At 35.7% G+C, this 18,960-nt stretch carries 19 protein-coding genes; 5 read left to right on the top strand and 14 right to left on the bottom strand.

From position 1 onward, the window contains the following. Positions 1–90: 90 nt before the first annotated feature. The gene (locus tag ES765_RS14185) at positions 91–1,404 is read left to right on the top strand and encodes a carboxypeptidase-like regulatory domain-containing protein (protein WP_138114974.1); all 1,314 of its coding nucleotides are present in this window, start codon (positions 91–93) and stop codon (positions 1,402–1,404) included. A gap of 71 nt (positions 1,405–1,475) precedes the next feature. On the opposite strand, the gene ES765_RS14180 is transcribed toward ES765_RS14185, so the two are convergent. Together ES765_RS14180 and ES765_RS14175 are read right to left on the bottom strand one after the other, a co-directional pair. After that, the gene (locus ES765_RS14180) at positions 1,476–1,988 is read right to left on the bottom strand and encodes a fasciclin domain-containing protein (protein ID WP_138114973.1); all 513 of its coding nucleotides are present in this window, start codon (positions 1,986–1,988) and stop codon (positions 1,476–1,478) included. A gap of 599 nt (positions 1,989–2,587) precedes the next feature. After that, positions 2,588–4,798, bottom strand: coding sequence for a RecQ family ATP-dependent DNA helicase (locus ES765_RS14175; RefSeq protein ID WP_249356450.1), 2,211 nt, complete (start codon positions 4,796–4,798; stop codon positions 2,588–2,590). A 171-nt stretch (positions 4,799–4,969) separates the two neighbouring features. On the opposite strand from ES765_RS14175, the gene ES765_RS14170 reads away from it, so the two are divergent. The 4 genes from ES765_RS14170 to lptB are packed head-to-tail and all read left to right on the top strand — an operon-like array spanning position 4,970 to position 7,931. After that, positions 4,970–5,947: an SIS domain-containing protein gene (locus ES765_RS14170; protein ID WP_410504630.1), complete on the top strand. Its 978-nt coding sequence runs from the start codon at positions 4,970–4,972 to the stop codon at positions 5,945–5,947. Next, positions 5,947–6,786, top strand: a complete 840-nt coding sequence (gene tatC / locus ES765_RS14165) for a twin-arginine translocase subunit TatC (RefSeq protein WP_138114971.1) — start codon at positions 5,947–5,949, stop codon at positions 6,784–6,786. The genes ES765_RS14170 and tatC overlap by 1 nt, the downstream gene beginning before the upstream one ends. 2 nt (positions 6,787–6,788) lie before the next feature. Further along, a complete protein-coding gene (locus ES765_RS14160; RefSeq protein WP_138114970.1) occupies positions 6,789–7,139 on the top strand; it encodes a carboxymuconolactone decarboxylase family protein in 351 nt (116 codons plus the stop codon). Positions 7,140–7,190: 51 nt separating this feature from the next. Beyond that, complete coding sequence (gene lptB / locus ES765_RS14155; RefSeq protein ID WP_138114969.1) at positions 7,191–7,931, top strand: LPS export ABC transporter ATP-binding protein; 741 nt, start codon at positions 7,191–7,193, stop codon at positions 7,929–7,931. A 301-nt stretch (positions 7,932–8,232) separates the two neighbouring features. Here the strand turns inward: lptB and ES765_RS14150 are convergent, their stop codons facing one another. From ES765_RS14150 to ES765_RS14095, 12 genes are all read right to left on the bottom strand, one after another. After that, a complete protein-coding gene (locus ES765_RS14150) occupies positions 8,233–8,814 on the bottom strand; it encodes a low molecular weight phosphatase family protein (RefSeq protein ID WP_249356447.1) in 582 nt (193 codons plus the stop codon). A gap of 474 nt (positions 8,815–9,288) precedes the next feature. Next, entirely contained in the window at positions 9,289–9,576 is a 288-nt protein-coding gene (locus ES765_RS14145) for a DUF4345 domain-containing protein (RefSeq protein ID WP_138114968.1), read from the bottom strand. A gap of 66 nt (positions 9,577–9,642) precedes the next feature. Further along, entirely contained in the window at positions 9,643–10,926 is a 1,284-nt protein-coding gene (locus tag ES765_RS14140; RefSeq protein ID WP_138114967.1) for an MFS transporter, read from the bottom strand. Beyond that, complete coding sequence (locus ES765_RS14135) at positions 10,923–11,318, bottom strand: GyrI-like domain-containing protein (RefSeq protein WP_249356444.1); 396 nt, start codon at positions 11,316–11,318, stop codon at positions 10,923–10,925. Before ES765_RS14135 ends, ES765_RS14140 begins: the two co-directional genes overlap by 4 nt. A gap of 87 nt (positions 11,319–11,405) precedes the next feature. Further along, positions 11,406–11,921, bottom strand: coding sequence for a GNAT family N-acetyltransferase (locus ES765_RS14130; protein WP_138114966.1), 516 nt, complete (start codon positions 11,919–11,921; stop codon positions 11,406–11,408). Between the two features lie 12 nt (positions 11,922–11,933). Further along, entirely contained in the window at positions 11,934–14,114 is a 2,181-nt protein-coding gene (locus ES765_RS14125; RefSeq protein WP_138114965.1) for a B12-binding domain-containing radical SAM protein, read from the bottom strand. Positions 14,115–14,161: 47 nt separating this feature from the next. Further along, on the bottom strand, positions 14,162–15,106 hold the full coding sequence (locus ES765_RS14120) for a tRNA dihydrouridine synthase (RefSeq protein WP_138114964.1): 945 nt from the start codon (positions 15,104–15,106) through the stop codon (positions 14,162–14,164). Between the two features lie 22 nt (positions 15,107–15,128). Further along, complete coding sequence (locus ES765_RS14115) at positions 15,129–16,211, bottom strand: hypothetical protein (RefSeq protein ID WP_138114963.1); 1,083 nt, start codon at positions 16,209–16,211, stop codon at positions 15,129–15,131. Between the two features lie 20 nt (positions 16,212–16,231). After that, positions 16,232–16,522: a carboxypeptidase-like regulatory domain-containing protein gene (locus ES765_RS22960; RefSeq protein ID WP_138114962.1), complete on the bottom strand. Its 291-nt coding sequence runs from the start codon at positions 16,520–16,522 to the stop codon at positions 16,232–16,234. Between the two features lie 23 nt (positions 16,523–16,545). Further along, positions 16,546–17,604, bottom strand: coding sequence for a flavin monoamine oxidase family protein (locus tag ES765_RS14105; protein ID WP_138114961.1), 1,059 nt, complete (start codon positions 17,602–17,604; stop codon positions 16,546–16,548). 30 nt (positions 17,605–17,634) lie between these two features. Continuing rightward, positions 17,635–18,150: a DinB family protein gene (locus tag ES765_RS14100; protein ID WP_138114960.1), complete on the bottom strand. Its 516-nt coding sequence runs from the start codon at positions 18,148–18,150 to the stop codon at positions 17,635–17,637. Between the two features lie 20 nt (positions 18,151–18,170). Then, a complete protein-coding gene (locus ES765_RS14095) occupies positions 18,171–18,908 on the bottom strand; it encodes a CDP-alcohol phosphatidyltransferase family protein (RefSeq protein WP_138114959.1) in 738 nt (245 codons plus the stop codon). Positions 18,909–18,960: the final 52 nt, after the last annotated feature.

The following is an 18,960-nucleotide window of genomic DNA, read 5'->3' as shown; positions in this document are numbered from 1 at the left end:
TACTACTAAAAAGGTAGAGTAGCACAATAAACAGTTAAAATCATACCGTAATATACTGAAAAACATTATCTTAATAAGAAAAGAAGGGTTATGAAAAAGGAACAATCTATCATATTAAGACGATATAGTTACAGCATCTTATTAATTACATTTCTTTTTTTCGGTACTGGAGGTAATTTGGTTTTGGCACAAACTTCTAATTTCACAGAGTACTCTGGTGAGATTCTCGATTCGAGCAACAACAAACCATTAGTATTTGCCACCTTGAGCATCGACGGAACCAATGTTAGCACCATCACCAACTCAGAAGGTGAATTCGCATTAAAGGTACCAAAAGTAAATATCAACGGTAGTCTCACTATTGCTTTCTTAGGATATAAAACAAGGCGTATCGAAATTGCTCAATTAAAAAAAGAGAAAAATAAAATTTTGATGGACGAATTTGTCATGGCACTTTCAGAAGCAAGAATAGATGCACCTAATGATGCTAAAGCTCTGGTAATCGAAACTTTGGACAAAAGAGGAGAGAATTATCTAAATGAAAATACGGTTATGACGGCCTTTTATCGGGAAACTATTAAAAAGAGAAGAGCAAACGTTAGCCTATCTGAAGCAGTAGTCAATATTTACAAAGCTCCATATTCATCTAATAAAAAGGATGCATTAGAACTATATAAAGCTAGAAAAAGTACCGATTATAGTAAATTAGATACGGTAGCCTTAAAATTACAAGGAGGTCCTTTCAATACGTTATTTGTAGATATGGTTAAATATCCAGATTATATTTTCACACCAGAAACTTTAACATACTATAATTTTTCGTTTGATTCTTCAACACGGGTAAATAACCAATTAATCTATGTTATTAACTTTAGCCAAAAACCGGAAATTGTTAATCCACTTTATACAGGTAAATTATATATAGATGCGGAGAATAAAATTTTGACCAGTGCTATTTATTCCCTGAATATAACAGATAGAAGATTGGCTGCACAAATGTTCGTACGCAGAAAACCAAGAAATGCAGAGGTTTGGCCCACCGAAGTTTCATATCGAGTTGATTATCGTGAGAAAAATGGCAAATGGTATTATGGCTATAGCAATGTACTTTTAGAATTTAAAATTGATTGGGATAAGCGTTTGTTCAATTCAGTCTATAGTATGAGTTGCGAAATGGCAATAACAAATTGGGAACCTAATATTGATAATGTTATACCTAGGTCAAAAAATAGAATTAAAACCTCAATAATCTTAAGCGATGAAGCTATCGGTTTTGCCGACCCCAATTTCTGGGGAGCGTATAACATTATTGAACCTGAGAAATCTATTGAGTCTGCCATTAGAAAAATTCAACGCCAGCTACGAAGAGATAAATCATATACAGATGGCACTTCTAAACCATGATGTAAACAAATAATTAAGCAAAAAAAATCCCGTTCATACATTAGAACGGGATTTTTAATTGTGGAATTATTTTATTTAGGCATAACAACCGTATCAATAGCATGTATAACACCATTACTAGCGGCAACGTCTGCTATTACTACAGTAGCCATATTTCCTTTCTCATCTTTCAACATAACTTTATCAACCGATAAGGATAATGTAATTGTTCCTCCCTGAACAGTTTTCACTGCAAATGACCCTTTATTTGCTTTTATTGCCTTAATCACATCGCCAGCCTTATACTTTCCAGCCACTACATGATAAGTCAATAACCCTGTCAATGCACCTTTACTTTCAGGTTTCAATAAATTTTCCACAGTACCGTCAGGCAAAGCGTCAAAAGCACTATTCACCGGTGCGAAAACCGTGAATGGACCTTCACTGTTTAGTGTTCCTACCAAATCAGCCGCTTTAATTGCAGTTACTAGGGTAGTAAAATTTTCGTTACCCGCAGCAACACCTACAATGGTTTCAGATTGCGCAAAAGAAGTTGCAACAAATAATAAAAGTGCACTTACTGTTGTAATTTTTAAAATTTTCATAGTTATTTTTTTTAGATTCATGTAAATGTAGTTGCTTACTCATCAAAAGAATCTTAATTTTTGTTTAATTATTTGTATAAAATGTTAAACATTATATAATTAGTTTTTACAACCTTAGCAGCAAAATTAAATAGCATCAAAACATTTATTTTTCGTGAGTGCACCCAAAGTGTTCAAAAAAACTTGAAAAATTTTTAACAAAAATAAATCTTATGTCTGCAAATAAAATGTGGTCATTAATCTTTACACAGTAAATTAAGTATAGCCTGTGTAATTTAAGAACGTTAATTATGCAGATAATCGCAATTATCCTATGACTACCGTTCTAAGTGAAAACAATACTTTAAAATAGGAAGTGCAAATTATACTGGTGCTTTCTCCGGGTAGAAAAACATTAAAACCCGAATTCTTTCCCAGGGGGGAGACTATAATACCTTGAAATACATAATTGGAAATCACTTTTCCATTTGAGATGTGTTTTGCCCACTTCTAAAAACCATTTATATTTGATATAGTCTTAAAGACGTCCATCTAAATAGACAAAGAATGAAGTGAGCACTTTTTAAAAACCCCGCAAAACAATATGGTTTTTGAATAGACTAGTTGGCTACCTCGCTTATAAATTTTAATCGGTATAAACGCAGTTCCTCCTCTTCATATTCACCATCGAACTCAGTCATAGCCTCTTCAAGGTCATCGGTATCAGCTTCTAAAAAGTAATCATGAATTTCCTCTTGTTGGTCATCATCCAAAATTTCGTCAATCCAATAGTTTAGGTTTAATTTAGTGCCACTGAAAACTATTTGTTCCATTTCTTTAAGTAATTCTGGAATCTGTAATCCTTTGGAGGAAGCAATATCAGATAAGGGTAGCTTTCTGTCTACATTCTGAATTATATAAAGCTTTAAAGCAGAATTTACACCCGTACTTTTCACCACCAAATCAACGGGTCGAATAACTTCATTCTCCGTAACATAGGTGTTAATAAATGCAATAAATGGTTTACCGTATTTTTTTGCTTTCCCTTCACCTACACCATGTATAGTTAATAATTCTTCATGAGATATAGGATATTTCAAAGCCATATCTTCTAAAGAAGGGTCTTGAAAAACTACAAATGGCGGTACTCCTGATTTTTTGGCCTGCGCCTTTCTTAAATTCTTTAATTGTTTTAAAAGACGCTCATCTGCAATGCCACCCACTTTTGCAGCACCCACTATAGCATTATCATTTTCAGCATTGTAGACATGGTCTTTCGTCATCATAAATGAAGTAGGCTTCTTTAAAAAGTCTTTTCCATTTTCCGTAAGATGCAAAACTCCATATTGCTCTATTTCCTTTCGCATAAACCCGGCCACCAAGGTTTGACGCACTAGGGCCATCCAGTAACTCTTATCCTTATCAGAACCTACACCAAAGAAGTCTTTTTGATCGGTCTTATGCGATGATATAATGGCATTGGTTTTACCTATTATGGTATTTACGATTTCTTTTGATTTGAACTTTTCGCTAGTGCCTTGTACAACTTTAAGCAATTTCAAAACATTATCCTGTGCTTCTTCCTTTTCCTTCGGGTTTTTAGTATTATCGTCCATTTCGGCACCTTCACCAGTAACATCATCAAATTCCTCCCCAAAGTAATGTAGCATAAACTTACGTCTAGACATAGACGTTTCAGCATAAGCCACAACCTCTTGCAATAATGCGTTACCAATTTCTTGCTCGGCAACCGGTTTACCGGACATAAACTTCTCTAGCTTTTCAATATCCTTATAAGAATAATATGCTAAACAATGCCCTTCTCCCCCATCTCGACCAGCTCGACCAGTTTCCTGATAGTAACTCTCAATACTCTTAGGGATATCGTGGTGAATGACAAAACGAACATCTGGCTTATCTATTCCCATTCCAAAGGCTATGGTCGCAACAACAACATCAACATCTTCCATCAAGAACATATCTTGATATTTAGACCTCGTTTTCGCATCAAAACCTGCATGGTAAGGAACTGCACTAATACCGTTCACTTGTAACATCTGTGCTAATTCTTCGACCTTTTTACGGCTTAGGCAATAAATAATACCCGATTTACCAGAGTTTTGCTTTACAAACCTAATTATATCAGCTCCTATATTCTCGGTCTTGGTGCGTACCTCATAGAAAAGATTAGGTCTATTAAAAGAAGCCTTGAATAATTTAGCTCCACCAATCCCTAAATTCTTTATAATATCTTCTTGTACTTTCGGTGTAGCAGTTGCAGTAAGGCCTATAATTGGAATATTATCGGCCAATCGTTCCACAATTGATTTAAGATTACGGTACTCTGGTCTAAAATCGTGTCCCCATTCAGAAATACAATGCGCTTCATCAACCGCAACAAAAGAAACAGTCACAGATCGCAAAAATTCAACGTTTTCCTCTTTGGTCAATGACTCTGGGGCAACATATAACAATTTGGTTATTCCATCGGTTATATCTTGTTTTACCTGCTTAATTTCTCCTTTATTCAAAGAGGAGTTTAATACATGTGCAATTCCATTTTCAGAAGAAATACCACGAATGGCATCTACCTGATTTTTCATCAAAGCAATTAAAGGAGAAACTATAATTGCCGTACCCTCTTGCATTAGAGCAGGTAATTGATAGCAAAGTGATTTACCACCACCAGTGGGCATAATCACAAAAGTATTATTACGTTGTAAAACATTTCTGATTACTTCTTCTTGAAGTCCTTTAAACTGAGAAAATCCGAAAAACTTTTTTAACGATGCATGTAAGTCGGTATTATCAAATTCTTTACTGTGTGTCACATTTAACATTTAAGGAAGGCTACTTATATTAAAACTCATAAGTGAACAAAATTATTATCAACTAGACTTAGCTGTGCTAAATTCTTATGCGATAATCAGCATATAAAATTAAGTTTGTTTAATTTCGTAATCTTAAAGGTAACACATTCTTTTAGGAATACAATTCATAATTTGAATAATAGATTGACAGCGACGCACACCATTATTGACTTGGCTAAAAAAACCATTGAAACTGAGCGTGATGCCATAGCACATCTCTCTACACTTTTAACAGCTGACTTTGCGCATGTTATAAATTGTATTATTGAATCTAAAGGCCGTGTCATTATTTCAGGAATTGGTAAAAGCGCCATTATCGCTACAAAAATTGTGGCCACCTTGAATTCTACAGGTACCCCTGCAATTTTCATGCACGCAGGCGATGCAATTCATGGAGATTTGGGAACTATTCAAGAGAATGATGTGGTAATTTGCATTTCAAACAGTGGCAATACACCAGAAATAAAAATGTTGGTTCCATTAATAAAAAGAGGGTCCAATAAATTAATTGCCATGACTGGTAATATTGACTCTTTTTTAGCAAAACAAGCAGATTTTATTTTGAACACTTTTGTGGAACGAGAAGCATGCCCAAATGGATTAGCACCAACCACTAGTACGACCGCGCAATTGGTAATCGGAGACGCTCTTGCCATTGTCCTTTTAGAGATAAAAGGATTTAGTAGTACAGATTTTGCAAAATATCATCCTGGTGGTTCACTAGGCAAAAGACTATATTTAAGGGTTTCAGACCTAGTCGGTAAAAATCAAGTTCCCCAAGTACAAAAAGATGCAGAGGTTAAAAAAGTTATCGTAGAAATTTCTGAAAAAATGCTGGGTGTTACTGCCGTTCTTGATGATAAAAAAATCATTGGTATTATAACCGATGGCGACCTAAGACGTATGCTAAATAAGCACGACAATATTAAAGGGCTAACAGCGGAAGACATCATGTCGACCAACCCAAAAACAATTTCCGCCGATACTTTAGCTATAAAGGCTTTGGAGTATATGCAACAAAAAGGTATTTCACAATTACTTGCCATGGACAATGACACGTATGTTGGTGTTATTCATTTACATAATTTAATAAACGAAGGTATTTTATAATGGGTTCCAAAACTACAACGCCCCACAACGAGATGTCATTTCTCGACCATTTAGAAGAATTAAGATGGCATTTAATACGATCTACATTGGCAATAGTCATTATAGGATCTGTGGCTTTTTTAATGAAAGATTTCATTTTTGACACAGTCATATTCGGCCCTAAGAAAATGGATTTTCCAACCTACAAGCTATTTTGTGACATTGCCACATATTTCGGTTTTGATTCTGCCTTTTGCGCAGATAAATTACCATTTACCATACAGAGTAGGTTAATGTCTGGACAATTTTCTGCACACATTTGGACTTCCATTTGGGCAGGTTTCATCATGGGGTTTCCTTATGTATTGTATGAATTATGGAAATTTATCAGTCCTGGACTTTATGAAAAAGAACGTAACAGCTCAAGAGGTTTTATTTTAATCGCTTCCTTATTATTCTTTATGGGCGTTTTGTTCGGCTATTATGTCGTTGCCCCATTGTCCATCAACTTTTTAGGCACCTATCAAGTAAGTGCAGAGGTGACCAATGAATTTGATTTGGCCTCGTATATTTCTACCGTAAGGGCATCGGTAATTGCCTGCGGTATATTATTCGAACTGCCGATTATAATTTTCTTTTTGACAAAAGTGGGACTGGTAACCCCAGAAATCATGAAGAAATATAGAAAGATTGCACTTGTACTTGTTTTAATACTATCTGCAGTTATTACACCGCCAGATGTTGCGAGTCAAATCATTGTAGCAGTCCCTGTATTAATATTGTATCAAGTTAGTATCTATATTTCTAAGATGGTACTTAGAAAAGAAAAAAGGAAAGAAGAAAAAAGGAAAAAGAAATAGCGATGTCAAATCAAATTGAAGAATTTAATGCCTACCGTTCTAAAATGAACGAAAAGCTGTTGGGAGACAATAATAAAATCATTAAGCGAATTTTTAATTTAGACACCAATGCTTTTGCTCCTGGAGCTTTAGACGTAAAAACCAAAGAATTGCTAGGTCTTGTGGCTTCTGCCGTACTTCGTTGTGATGACTGTGTAAAATATCATTTAGAAAGTTCACACAAAGTTGGTGCTTCGAAAGAAGAGGTTATGGAAACTTTAGGTATTGCTACCTTGGTGGGTGGTACTATTGTCGTCCCCCATTTAAGAAAAGCTTATGAGTATTGGGAAGCATTAGAAAACCAGCAAGGTTAAATAAACCCTAATTTATTTTCTAACCAATCAATATCGTATAGATTTGAAAATATGAAGTTACGCGCCGAAAATATCATGAAATCCTACAGAGGTCGTAGGGTGGTTAAAGGGATTTCCCTAGAGGTCAATCAAGGGGAAATCGTTGGCCTATTGGGACCAAACGGTGCCGGTAAAACAACTTCATTCTATATGATTGTAGGGCTTATTAAACCCAACGGAGGCCGTATTTGGTTAGATGATATGGAAATCACTAAATACCCTATGTACAAACGTGCACAGAACGGTATTGGTTATTTAGCGCAAGAAGCATCTGTTTTTAGAAAACTAAGTATTGAAAAAAATATATTGAGCGTACTTCAGTTGACCAAACTGAGTAAAAAAGAACAGCACATGAAAATGGAGTCGCTCATTGAAGAATTTGGTCTAGGCCATATTCGTAAAAGCCGAGGAGACTTACTCTCTGGTGGGGAACGTAGAAGAACTGAAATTGCACGTGCATTGGCGACAGACCCAAAATTTATTTTGTTGGATGAACCATTTGCAGGAGTTGACCCTGTGGCCGTAGAGGATATACAGCGCATTGTGGCGCAATTAAAGGATAAAAACATAGGCATCCTTATTACCGACCATAACGTTCAGGAAACGCTTGCTATTACAGAGCGCTCTTATTTGATGTTCGAAGGTGGTATCTTAAAATCTGGTGTTCCAGAAGATTTGGCGGCTGATGAAATGGTGCGTAAGGTCTATTTAGGCCAAAACTTTGAACTACGTAAGAAGAAATTGGATTTTTAGAAGTTCTGAATTAAAGGTTTTACCTTCAAAACCGAATAGGTTTGAAATTATAATTTCTTTTGACCTGTTATACTATCATCTATCCATTCTTTCAATTGTTCTAGAGAAAATTGAGCCTCTGCATATGATGGATGTCTAAAAATGATTTCTAAAATTTGATGTTATACTTATATGACGATTGAATATTGTGAAATTGGACAATAATTTTGTGTTACGAAAATGGCTCTAGCTACTCTAAATCCTCATAGTAATGCATCCTCTAACAAGCTTTTAAATATGCCAAAGAGGACTGAGGCCACTACTAACCCACAACCAAACAACACCAAAATAAATGTGCCAAAAATATTCGCCAAAGTATTCCTGAAACAACTTCACTAATTAATTTTAGAGAATACAACTGCTCAGCTATTTCTAGACTACGTTCTTTATGTTTTTCTATTTGTAGCGTGGTACCATCAAAGGCTTTGGGGTCATCAAAGGTGAAAAGAAGCCTTTTTTCAGTGCCAGGAATAAAAGGACAATTTTCATATGCATCACTGTAGGTCATAATTGCAGCAAAACTAGCTGACGGATTAAATTCATTATCATAAGTTTTTGAAAAGCCAATTATCGGGTGTGCATTTCCGCCATATTTAATGGCATAAACAGTCTTGTTTCCTTTCGAAATCTTAGCACTCTTTAACCCGCTATCTTCCGGCGTTTCTAGAACTTTCGGAAAAAGTGCAGTCGCTTCAGTTCCACCAGAATAACAAGTTACATTAGAGATCTGAAAAGAGGTAGCCATTACCTGTGACCAAATCTGAGAGAGATGACTTCTGCGGGAATTGTGCGTACAGACAAAATTTAAATTAATGGGCTCATCATCATTCTTTTTTCCTTGCATATAATCAATGATGCCCTGTAAAATCAACCGACGCTCATTGGTTGGTACGTAGGTTCTGAATTCTTTTATCTAACTCTTTATTTCCTTGTACATGAATCAACTTATTTTAAATAGTAAGAATACAACTAATTAAATGATGATTAGAGCTCCTAAAAAACCATACCTATTATCTAATATTAGGAATACCATTTTACGCATACAATTCACTTCTTGTATGTAGTTTAATAAAAACAACGGGTTAACCAAAACGAGTGTGAATTTGAGTGTTTTTTAGAAAAATAATGTAGCCAAAATATATCGAGAATCAGTTTAGGCCTTAAAAAGTTCTCAATATTTATGATGAGCATTGCAGAAGTGTACCGCATTTTCCATTGAAATATTTGAAAAATTCTACACTCGAATTGACACCTGTTTTAGACTATCTAATTAAAATGTACAACAAATTAAAATTATATAATCTCCATCCAAAATAAATCATTCGTATTTATTAAGGTTGTATAACCCCCATCCAAAGAACAAGAGTTCTAATAGCAAGGCAGGAGTTAACAGTACAGATACTCCGTCGAAAACCGTACTTACAATTCTTCCTAAGGAAACACCTCCCATAAACAATACATTACAAAGGGTAGCACCATACCAAAATTTTGATTTGTAGGCTCCTATAAGCCAAAACACTCCAATTCCCAAATAAATACCCATAACGGCACGCAACATATTCTTCAACTCCAACGACGCTACATTAAAATCTAGAATCATGGGCATCAAAACAGAAGGATGCCCTCCATAACCAAACCTGCTATGATGACTATTATACCGGAAAGTAAAAGATTAAGATTTTTCGGCATGTTCATTTTTTCGTTTACCATAAAGCTGAAAATATCTAAATGCGGCTAGACCTCCAATAAATGAAAAGAATGCCAGCATCCAAAACACATGCTGGTGTCCTTCCAGCCCCGGAGATGCATCCAATAAATACCCCATAGCCGGACCTGCAAATATATCGGGAGTATACCCTATTAGAGATATTAACCCCACAGCTGTTCCCGTTAAAACTAAAGGTATCTTTCCGCTCTGCATTACGGCAAAATAGAGTGCACGCGCTGCATAAACTCCGATCGCCACGACCAATATTGAAAGAAGGAAAACGAAATGCGAGGTATTGGCCACCAATCCTGTGGCAAAAATCACAGCACCAAAAAAAGCGATGATAAAACTAATAAACAGCCATAAGCTAGGTTTAGAACGGTCTGCTAACACCCCTATTAAAATCCCCACAACGGGTCGTACAAATAACAAAAAAGTACCAACCTGCGCCGAGCCAACCTGATCAAATAACATGACATCTTGGGCATAAAGAGAAAAAACGTCGGTAATTTTATAGCCAACATACGCACAAAGAATAATTACCATCAACAGTGCAACTGAAGGTAACCGAACCACCTCACCTATTTGGGAAATGGTAATTTTCTCTACAAAAATTTCTTTTTCTTGGTGTTCTGGTAATTTCATGAACATCCAAACAAATACACCTACCACAGCTACGATTACCGCCGAAGTTAAAATCACATACCGAAAGGCAAATCTACTTTCTTGCAGCGTGGCAATTTCTAAATTTTCAGTCAGAAAAAAGGAAAATACTAAAACGCCCATAGTACCAAAAAGAGCGCCAACCAAGCCTCTACCTCCATCTAATAAGCCGAATGCTTTACCTTGTGCTTTCTCACCACCCCAAACGCGTGTAGCTTTTATCATGGGGGACCAGAACAAAAATATGGTGGTAAAACCCCAAAAACCATAAAGTATCTGAAGTGTTGAGTACGCTGGAAAAGTAGCAAAGACAAAACCTCCTAAAGCCGTCATCCAAAGCGCTATGGCTATTAGTTTTCTAGGTGGGTATTTATCTGCCAAAGGTCCTCCAAAAAGATAAGAAACCAGTGCCACAAAACCATATACTGAAAAGCATAGGCCTAGATCCACATTATCCAACTCAAATACTTTTAAGACCGTAGGTCTAAAAACACGTGGTAAAACAAAAGGTAGAATAAAAACGCTTTCCCCTGCTAGAATTAATAGAAATAGATAATACCAGGGTGCTTTTTCGGGTGCTTTCATTTATTTTTAATCGGAATCCAAATCTCCTCTTCAGAGGTCAGATCATTATTTTTGTACATGGCTCCCAAAACTTCAAAATGTGGACGGTCGTCCAACTGATATTTGGAATTGGAAATCCATTCTCCATAAATATATTGAAAAATATCGTGGGCTGAACCGGAGCCTTTATAGTCAAAAACCGCATGGACCCCTTCGGCTAGAGTAAAACGCTCCATATTATTAGGAATACTATCAATTGCATCAACCTCAACCCAAGCCCACTTAACGAATTCTGCTGTAGGATTGAAATTCTTAAAATATTTTTTAAGATACTCTTGTAAGGAAAAAAAATCTTCAAAATACTGTATTTGTGATTTCGTTACCTCGTTCCCTATAACCCTTCCAAAGCTCAAATGTAATAGTATTGACCAAGCTCATTCCCTGCGAAATACCAATTAGGCTTTTAGGTTCTAGTCTAATGATTCTAGGGGTAACATTCATTATCTATTCAAATCAATTTCAAACAAACAAGCAGGACCTTCTTTATAATGCGGTGGTAGAGCATCTACATTCGGTAATTCAAACATGCCTAGAAAATCAAATCCGGCATTGGTATAATGCTGGATTAGTCTTTTATTATAACCAATAGTGTCTAAACGAATATATTGTTTTTGATGTGCCCTTGCAAAATCCTGGGCCCAATGTACAATTGTACCTACAAAATTATGTCCTCTAAAATTTGGGTTTGTGGCAATACGATGAATATATATGGCAGCATGGGTATTTCGTTCCTCCCATATTTGTTCATCGGAAAAGGTGATGGCCCAAACGCAGGCAATTTTGTTATCAATAAGTAGCTTGAACTGCCTATTCTCTGCAATTTCGGTAAATACCATCGCACGGTCAAATTTAGGCCACACCACAACAGTTTTTTTACTTTTCTGATAGTCAGACGCTATACTGTACAACCTAAATATTTCGTCTATATCTTCTGTATTAGAATTTTCAATTCTCATATCAACATTAAATTATAAAATCAAAAGCCCATGCTCTCTCAACCCACGTATGGGTTTGGAATACCAGAAAAGTTCAAAATCCTCAAATTGTAATTCAAAATCAGATTTCAAGTGACCAAAAGTCATCATTTTATGTTCAGGTTTCATTTTGTTCAATGTGCTTACCAGCCATCGCCCTTTATCCTTTTCAACGGTTAATTTATACATATCAGATGTTGAATGGAAACCCAGTTCTAATTGTTCCCAAGTAGTTCCCTTTTTCTTTTTGATTCGTTCATTAACTACTGGCATAGCGCCTAACCATACAATTTTTGCTGATGTCTTTGTATTTAATTTTAAATCTTGCTGTAAACAAGTATAAATATAATCAGCAGCGATGGTCGTCGAAGGAATCTTAAAATCAAACCACTCTTGCAAGGTCATATCAAACCCGATACCGTGCATAAAGTTAAAGAGTGATTTTTTTAAACCAAAACTAAATTTACTATGATTAATTCCCGTTATATCTGCAAAGTCAATATCGTTGTTAGCAAAAGTGATGGTCTTCATAGCTGGAACAACTCCATATTCCTCTGGATTTAAACCTACCGGACTATGAGCAGTCAATGCAAATTGATGCCAAAAGCCAGATTGAATGATGCCGAGTTCAAATAACTGCCGCACCATTTCCAAGCTATCTACCGTTTCTTGAACGGTCTGGGTAGGATAGCCATACATTAAATAGGAATGGACCATAATATTTGCTTCGGTTAAATTTCGGGTTACCTGGGCAACTTGCTCTACCGTAACACCTTTATCAATTAGTTTTAATAACCGATCAGAAGCCACTTCTAATCCACCTGAAATCGCAATGCAACCCGATGCTTTCAACAAAAAGCAAAGGTCTTGTGTAAAGTTCTTTTCAAAGCGGATATTGGCCCACCACGTAATGGTTAATTTTCGTTTCAAAATTTCCAACGCTAAAGCCTTCATTAGCGAAGGTGGCGCAGCTTCATCTACAAAATGAAACCCGGATTCTCCTGTTTGAGCAATCAATGCTTCAATACGATCCACCAACAGACTTGCCGCAACGGGTTGATAAATTTTTATATAATCTAATGAAATGTCGCAAAAGGTACATTTACCCCAATAGCAACCATGAGCCATGGTAAGTTTATTCCAACGGCCATCACTCCAAAGGCTGTGCATCGGGTTAGCAATTTCTATGACCGAGATATAGCTATCCAAAAACAAATCTGAATAATCTGGTGTACCTACATCTTGTTGTTTATAATCTGGTCTTGAGCTATCATTTTTATATTTGACGCAGTCGCCTTCGAGAATAAAAGTCCGTTTTAGTTCCTTTCCTTTATTCACTACGTGATTATAAACCAGCTCAATTGGCAATTCGCCATCATCCAATGAAATAAAATCAAAGAATTCAAAAACACGTACATCTGTAATGCTTCGTAATTCTGTATTTGGAAAACCGCCACCCATGGCAATTTTAATGGCTGGATATTTTGTTTTAATAAATTGGGCACAACGAAAAGCACTATATAAATTTCCAGGAAAAGGCACTGAAAAACAAACCAGCTTAGGATTGATATTTTCTAGTAATTCCGCTAATAATTCTAGAGTTAAATCATCAATAAACGTTGGTTCATCTTTGAGATGGTCATATAATTCATCAAAGGAATTGGCACTACGCCCCAATCGTTCCGCATATCGACTAAATCCAAAATTAGGGTCGATACATTCCACTAGAAAATCAGACAAATCCTCTAAATACAACGTAGCCAAATGCTTCGCCTTATCCTGCATACCCATATTTCCAAAAGCCCATTCCAAATCATCTAATTGTTGAAAACGGGATGCACGTGGCAGAAAATTATCGGTACATAACTGTCGTGCAAGGGTGTCGTTCTTACCTTGCAAAAATAGAATTACCGCATCTAAGGTCTTCAAGTAGTCATTTCGAAGCGCATAAATTCGTTGGCAATTTTCAGAAACAATTACATTTTCTTCATTAGCCATTTCAAAAATCTTCTGAAATGTATCTTTATTGAACAAGGCCAAAATAACCTCAATCCCTAAATCGGATTGAAACGCTGAAATATCCTTGGTATTTAAAAACCCCTTTATATATGCCGTAGCCGGATAAGGAGTATTTAATTGCGTAAAAGGAGGTATAATCAATAAAAGGTCTTTCACAAACTGGTTTTAGAAGGAGGGTACAAAGGTAACGGAACCTGTATTGATTATTTAGCATTCAAGATTTCACGTACCGCTTGTTGATATGCTCTTGGATTATTTGCTTTCTTGATTTTTTTAAACGCTTTCTGCGGATTGGAGAAAGACTGCGAAAAATATTCCCAAAATCCCTGCATTTTCATTTTTATAGGCGTGGGACCAGACAAGGCTTCATCGTATTGCTTGTATATGGTATCATGGAATTCAGAAAAAATCTTCCATCTTTCTTTTGGATATTCCGTAGTATTGTTTTTAATCATGCTCGGTAAAAATGGATCGGCAATCAACCCCCTACCAATCATAAAATGGTCAATGCTTGGGAAACGTTCCTTCATTTCCCTATACTTGGTTACCGAAGTAATATCCCCGTTATAATATAATTTATGTTTGGTATTTTCAACACAACGCTGAAAGGCTTCTAAATCTACACCACCTTTATACAACTGTTTTCCTATACGTGCATGAATGGCAACATTTTTTAACGGATACCTATCCAAAATAGGAAATACATCTAAAATCTCTTCTGCGTTTTCGTACCCCAATCTCATTTTCATGGAAACAGTCACATTAGTTTCTTCATGAGCACGTTTTAAAATATGGTCTATTTTCTCCGGATTACAAATGAGTCCGCTACCCATACCTTGTTTTGTTACCATGGGGTATGGGCAACCTAAATTCCAATTCAGTTCTGTGTATCCCAAACTTTGAATATACTTCACCACGAACAAGAATTCATCAGCATCATTGGTCATCACCTGAGGTATTACTTCTAACGTAGTATTGTTCTCGGGTTGTAAATCTTTCTGGTACGAATTTTTTATAATCATCTTCCCATTCAACCGAATGTAAGGCGCATAAAAGGTATCGATTCCTCCAAAATAATGATGAAATGCATTGCGGAACCTAAAATCGGTGAAGCCTTGTAATGGAGAGGATAATAAGGTAATTGACATACTATTTATTATCGCTATATTTTTAGAAACTTTGAGTTCTGTTCACTTTAGTAATAGGTAATTCCCTTAGGTTTAACTTATATACTTTATCAGAAGGAACTTTTGAGAAATTTTTCATATAGAATCCTCCAAAGGCGTAAAGATATTCATTACGTACCACTATTTTCGGGTTTTCAGTAGAATCATCAACAAGGTATTCATTCAATAATTTTTCTTTACTATCGTAGGTCAATAATTTGCCCTTATCTAAAACATAAATGATATTTTCTTCAACCGTTAAACCAGGTCTATTCATGCCCTCAAAAAGAATTGCTTCGGTTCTAGACGTACCTTTAGGTATATTATAAACTTCAATTTCGCTCAACGCTCTTTTACTTGAACCTCCAATCATATAAATATTTTCGCCTATAAGAACTCCGTTAGTTTCTTTGGCTTTACTCAACGGTTCTAATTCATACCAAAAACCAGTTGAAAAATTATAAAGGTGAACTTTATCCGTCAATACCTTTTGACCATTAAAATCAATTTTGGTTGACCCGCCAAAAACAACCAAATTATTTTCAAAAATAAGAGAACCAAAATTTATTGCCTGGTGTGGGTTGGTTTTATCTACTGTTGTATTCTGCTCGCTTAAGCTTATCAATTCAATATCATTCTCAAGATATTCTCTTTGCATGTTCTTGGTCACTCTTTTTCCTCCTAGAACAAATATTTTATCATCGAATTCTACAGTGTTATGGTAAGCCCTTTCCTTCAAATCAAATTTTTCCTCTCTCCAAAAATCTGTGTCAAAACTATATGAAAAGGATTTTCCGCTATAATGCTCCCAATTTAAATTCGAAGAAGCTTTTTCAATTAAATCAGCAATTTTTGCCGTGGGGTCTAACAAAGTTGGATCATCTCCCAGTCGTCCCTGCAAATTCTTTTGTTCATATGATTCATTGCCTCCAATAACATATAATATATTTTCAGTTTTTGTCATCGACAAACCAAATGCATACAATGGAATCTTCATAGATGTTAGCTCTATAGGTCTTAATTTATTATTAAGCTTAAGGTCTGATTTCACTACAACTTCACTCAATTCTTCAGTAGCTTCTTTCATGTACACTTTAGAACTGTCCTTTAAAAAATCCTCAACGGAAAGCTTTTTTTTATAAATCCTAAATATTGAAATACAAGTGAATCATTCGGTTTTAGTTTTTTATCCAAAGTGAGAATAAAAAATCCTTTGCTATCCGTAACGGTACCGTTAGATGTCTCAGACAGAAATACAGCAACTTCTTCTAATGGTAATTTACTTATATTAGAAAACACATACCCTTCAATCTTCTGCGCACTCAATAATATTGGTGATATGACAAAAATTGTTATTAAGAATATCCTAAGAAATATTGAATCCAAACTTATTTTCATATTCAAATAATTGTATGAGCTAACTAAGTTTTAACTAATTTAATCAATTTCAAAGCAGTTTCAACCGCAAAAACTGCTCCTTCCATATACCCCGAATGGTGGGTTGAAGTTTCTGACCCTGAAATAAACAATCGATTTTCGAATAATGAATTTTGGTATAATGGGTGCCCGCCGTTTTGGTGCGGAAACAAATTATCTGCTTGATGGGCAGATTTGGTAAATTCTTCTTGAAACCACAAGGTTTCATGATACGATTCATAGTCCAACGCTTGTTCGCCGAATACCATTTTCAATTGTGCTTCTATTTTTTCGATACGCTGTTCTTTTGATACTCTAGCGCAACTGCCAGAAGCAAAACCAACAAGAGCGTACGATTGCTCCTCTAAATTAGATTGATCATAAAACTCGGTCAGCGGACCTACATTACTAAAGATAGTTCCTGATTTACCTTGTTCTCTCCAAAATGGATTTTTATACGTAAAAGCTATTTTTATGGAGTCTTGCATCCATGTATGTGTTTGTTCGGCTAATGAACTAATATCGCTGGCTAATTCAGGTGAGAATTTAATTTGATTTATCAATACTGCAGGTGGCAACGTAGTAATTACAAAATCCGCTTCTAGATTTTGTACAGTTGTAGTTACTTGCACCTTATCATTTTGAAAGTCAATTTCTAAAACAGGCTCGTTTAAACGGACTGTATTTGGTTTCAACTTATTATAAATTGCCTGTAATAAATCAATCGTTCCATTTTTGAATCTGTAACTAGGGCTGTCATTCGGCACCTTTATTTCTTGAGGCGGAACATTCGAAAAGGTTTGAAAATAAGAAATACCGGTTAGAAATTGCTCAAAATAAGGAATCTCAAATTCAGTTATAAGCTTCAATAACTGATGATGGGTTTCATTGAACCAAGTCGCTCCCATTTCAACTTTAGCACTACCCGATTGCAATGTATGAATTCTACCACCAATTCTGTCTCGTGCTTCTACTAGTGTAACAGTATAACCAAGTTGTTGCAGTCGGTATGCGGTTAAAAGTCCGGTTAAACCCGCGCCAACTATAAGAACCGATTTGTTCATTATTCGTATTTAATTCTGATTACAATCTGCTTATATAGCATTCGATTTTAAGACGCTTACGGTAACCAATAACTGCCCAATATGGCGCTGACTATGTTCTGCTGCATGAAATAACAAACCTAATACTGTCGTCGGTAGTTTTTTTCTACCCACTGTTCTTTTATTTGCTAAACTATCTTCTGGTAGCGTCTCAAAATAACGTAAAGTTTCGGCAACCTTTGAAGAAAAAAGCGCTTGTAAGTCTTCAACATCCGTTGCTAAATTAAAAGAGCCTTCTTGTTTCAAGAATTTAAACTGTTCTTCAGATAGTGATTCACCCTTTGCATAGGTCAACAGTCGGTCTAAAACTCCCGTTAAATGATTCATGTGAAAACCCACAGAAGCACGACCACTCGCTTTTGCCCACAATAATTCTTTAGGAAAATCAGCGGTATACTTTTTTAATTCCCGCTCAGATTGCAACAACGCATGGGCTGCTGGTTGTAAAGCATCGAGTATATTCGGTAATGTTCCACTTAACCAAAATTCTAAATTCTCATCTTCCATAATCATATTCATTTAAAACATTACAGTCTCTCCTCTACAAAAGAACTTACTACATAAAAAAGAATTATCAAAGGAATAGCTAAATATTGCATAGTTACAAGGAGCACTACGCTAATGATTAAAAAAATATAACGCATGGCATTATCCTTAAAGCTTGTGTTCTTAAACTTCAAAGCGAACAATGGCAAACTACAATTTAGTACATAAGCACTTAAAAGGGTTAACCCAATTAAAAACCATTGGTTGAGAATGATACTATTTAAAAAATCATTATTCTGATACAATAATATAAGCGGTAACGAAAGTATCAATAACGCATTGGCAGGAGTTGGCAAACCAATAAAGGATGATGTTTGATTTTCATCTAAATTAAATTTTGCCAATCGATAACCGGATGCCATGGTGATGATAAATCCAATAAATGGTACTAGGTGCATCAACTTAAACTCACCCGAATTCATAAAAAAGTGAGATCCGTCTCCCCATCCGTCCGTTTGTGACATGGCTAATAATTGAAACATTACGATTCCTGGTACTAAGCCACTAGTTATCATATCTGCCAAAGAGTCTAATTGCAGTCCCAATTCACTCTTTACATCTAGAACCCTAGCCGCCAATCCGTCAAAGAAATCAAAGAAAATACCTAGCGCAACAAATAGTGCAGCGATTTCCAATCGGTTCAAAACTGCAAAAACAGTAGCTACACAGCCACAGAATACATTCAATAAAGTAATAAAATTAGGGATATGTTTTTTCATGGCATTCTCACTTTGGCTGAAACAAATGTTTACGAATAAAGTATAGAAAAAT

The sequence above is a fragment of the Maribacter sp. ACAM166 genome, from assembly GCF_005771495.1.
Taxonomy (GTDB): domain Bacteria; phylum Bacteroidota; class Bacteroidia; order Flavobacteriales; family Flavobacteriaceae; genus Maribacter.
Note: the sequence above shows the minus strand (reverse complement) of the source record. Positions and strands in the feature narration are given on the sequence as shown.

What these genes read in the sequence shown, in the direction of transcription:
- ES765_RS14185 (WP_138114974.1), top strand. Translation starts at nt 91, where the DNA reads ATGAAAAAGGAACAATCTATCATATTAAGACGATATAGTTACAGCATC.
- ES765_RS14180 (WP_138114973.1), bottom strand. Translation starts at nt 1,988, where the DNA reads ATGAAAATTTTAAAAATTACAACAGTAAGTGCACTTTTATTATTTGTT.
- tatC (WP_138114971.1), top strand. Translation starts at nt 5,947, where the DNA reads ATGGGTTCCAAAACTACAACGCCCCACAACGAGATGTCATTTCTCGAC.
- ES765_RS14160 (WP_138114970.1), top strand. Translation starts at nt 6,789, where the DNA reads ATGTCAAATCAAATTGAAGAATTTAATGCCTACCGTTCTAAAATGAAC.
- lptB (WP_138114969.1), top strand. Translation starts at nt 7,191, where the DNA reads ATGAAGTTACGCGCCGAAAATATCATGAAATCCTACAGAGGTCGTAGG.
- ES765_RS14150 (WP_249356447.1), bottom strand. Translation starts at nt 8,814, where the DNA reads ATGCAAGGAAAAAAGAATGATGATGAGCCCATTAATTTAAATTTTGTC.
- ES765_RS14145 (WP_138114968.1), bottom strand. Translation starts at nt 9,576, where the DNA reads ATGCCCATGATTCTAGATTTTAATGTAGCGTCGTTGGAGTTGAAGAAT.
- ES765_RS14140 (WP_138114967.1), bottom strand. Translation starts at nt 10,926, where the DNA reads ATGAAAGCACCCGAAAAAGCACCCTGGTATTATCTATTTCTATTAATT.
- ES765_RS14130 (WP_138114966.1), bottom strand. Translation starts at nt 11,921, where the DNA reads ATGAGAATTGAAAATTCTAATACAGAAGATATAGACGAAATATTTAGG.
- ES765_RS14120 (WP_138114964.1), bottom strand. Translation starts at nt 15,106, where the DNA reads ATGTCAATTACCTTATTATCCTCTCCATTACAAGGCTTCACCGATTTT.
- ES765_RS14115 (WP_138114963.1), bottom strand. Translation starts at nt 16,211, where the DNA reads ATGAAAGAAGCTACTGAAGAATTGAGTGAAGTTGTAGTGAAATCAGAC.
- ES765_RS22960 (WP_138114962.1), bottom strand. Translation starts at nt 16,522, where the DNA reads ATGAAAATAAGTTTGGATTCAATATTTCTTAGGATATTCTTAATAACA.
- ES765_RS14105 (WP_138114961.1), bottom strand. Translation starts at nt 17,604, where the DNA reads ATGAACAAATCGGTTCTTATAGTTGGCGCGGGTTTAACCGGACTTTTA.
- ES765_RS14100 (WP_138114960.1), bottom strand. Translation starts at nt 18,150, where the DNA reads ATGGAAGATGAGAATTTAGAATTTTGGTTAAGTGGAACATTACCGAAT.
- ES765_RS14095 (WP_138114959.1), bottom strand. Translation starts at nt 18,908, where the DNA reads ATGAAAAAACATATCCCTAATTTTATTACTTTATTGAATGTATTCTGT.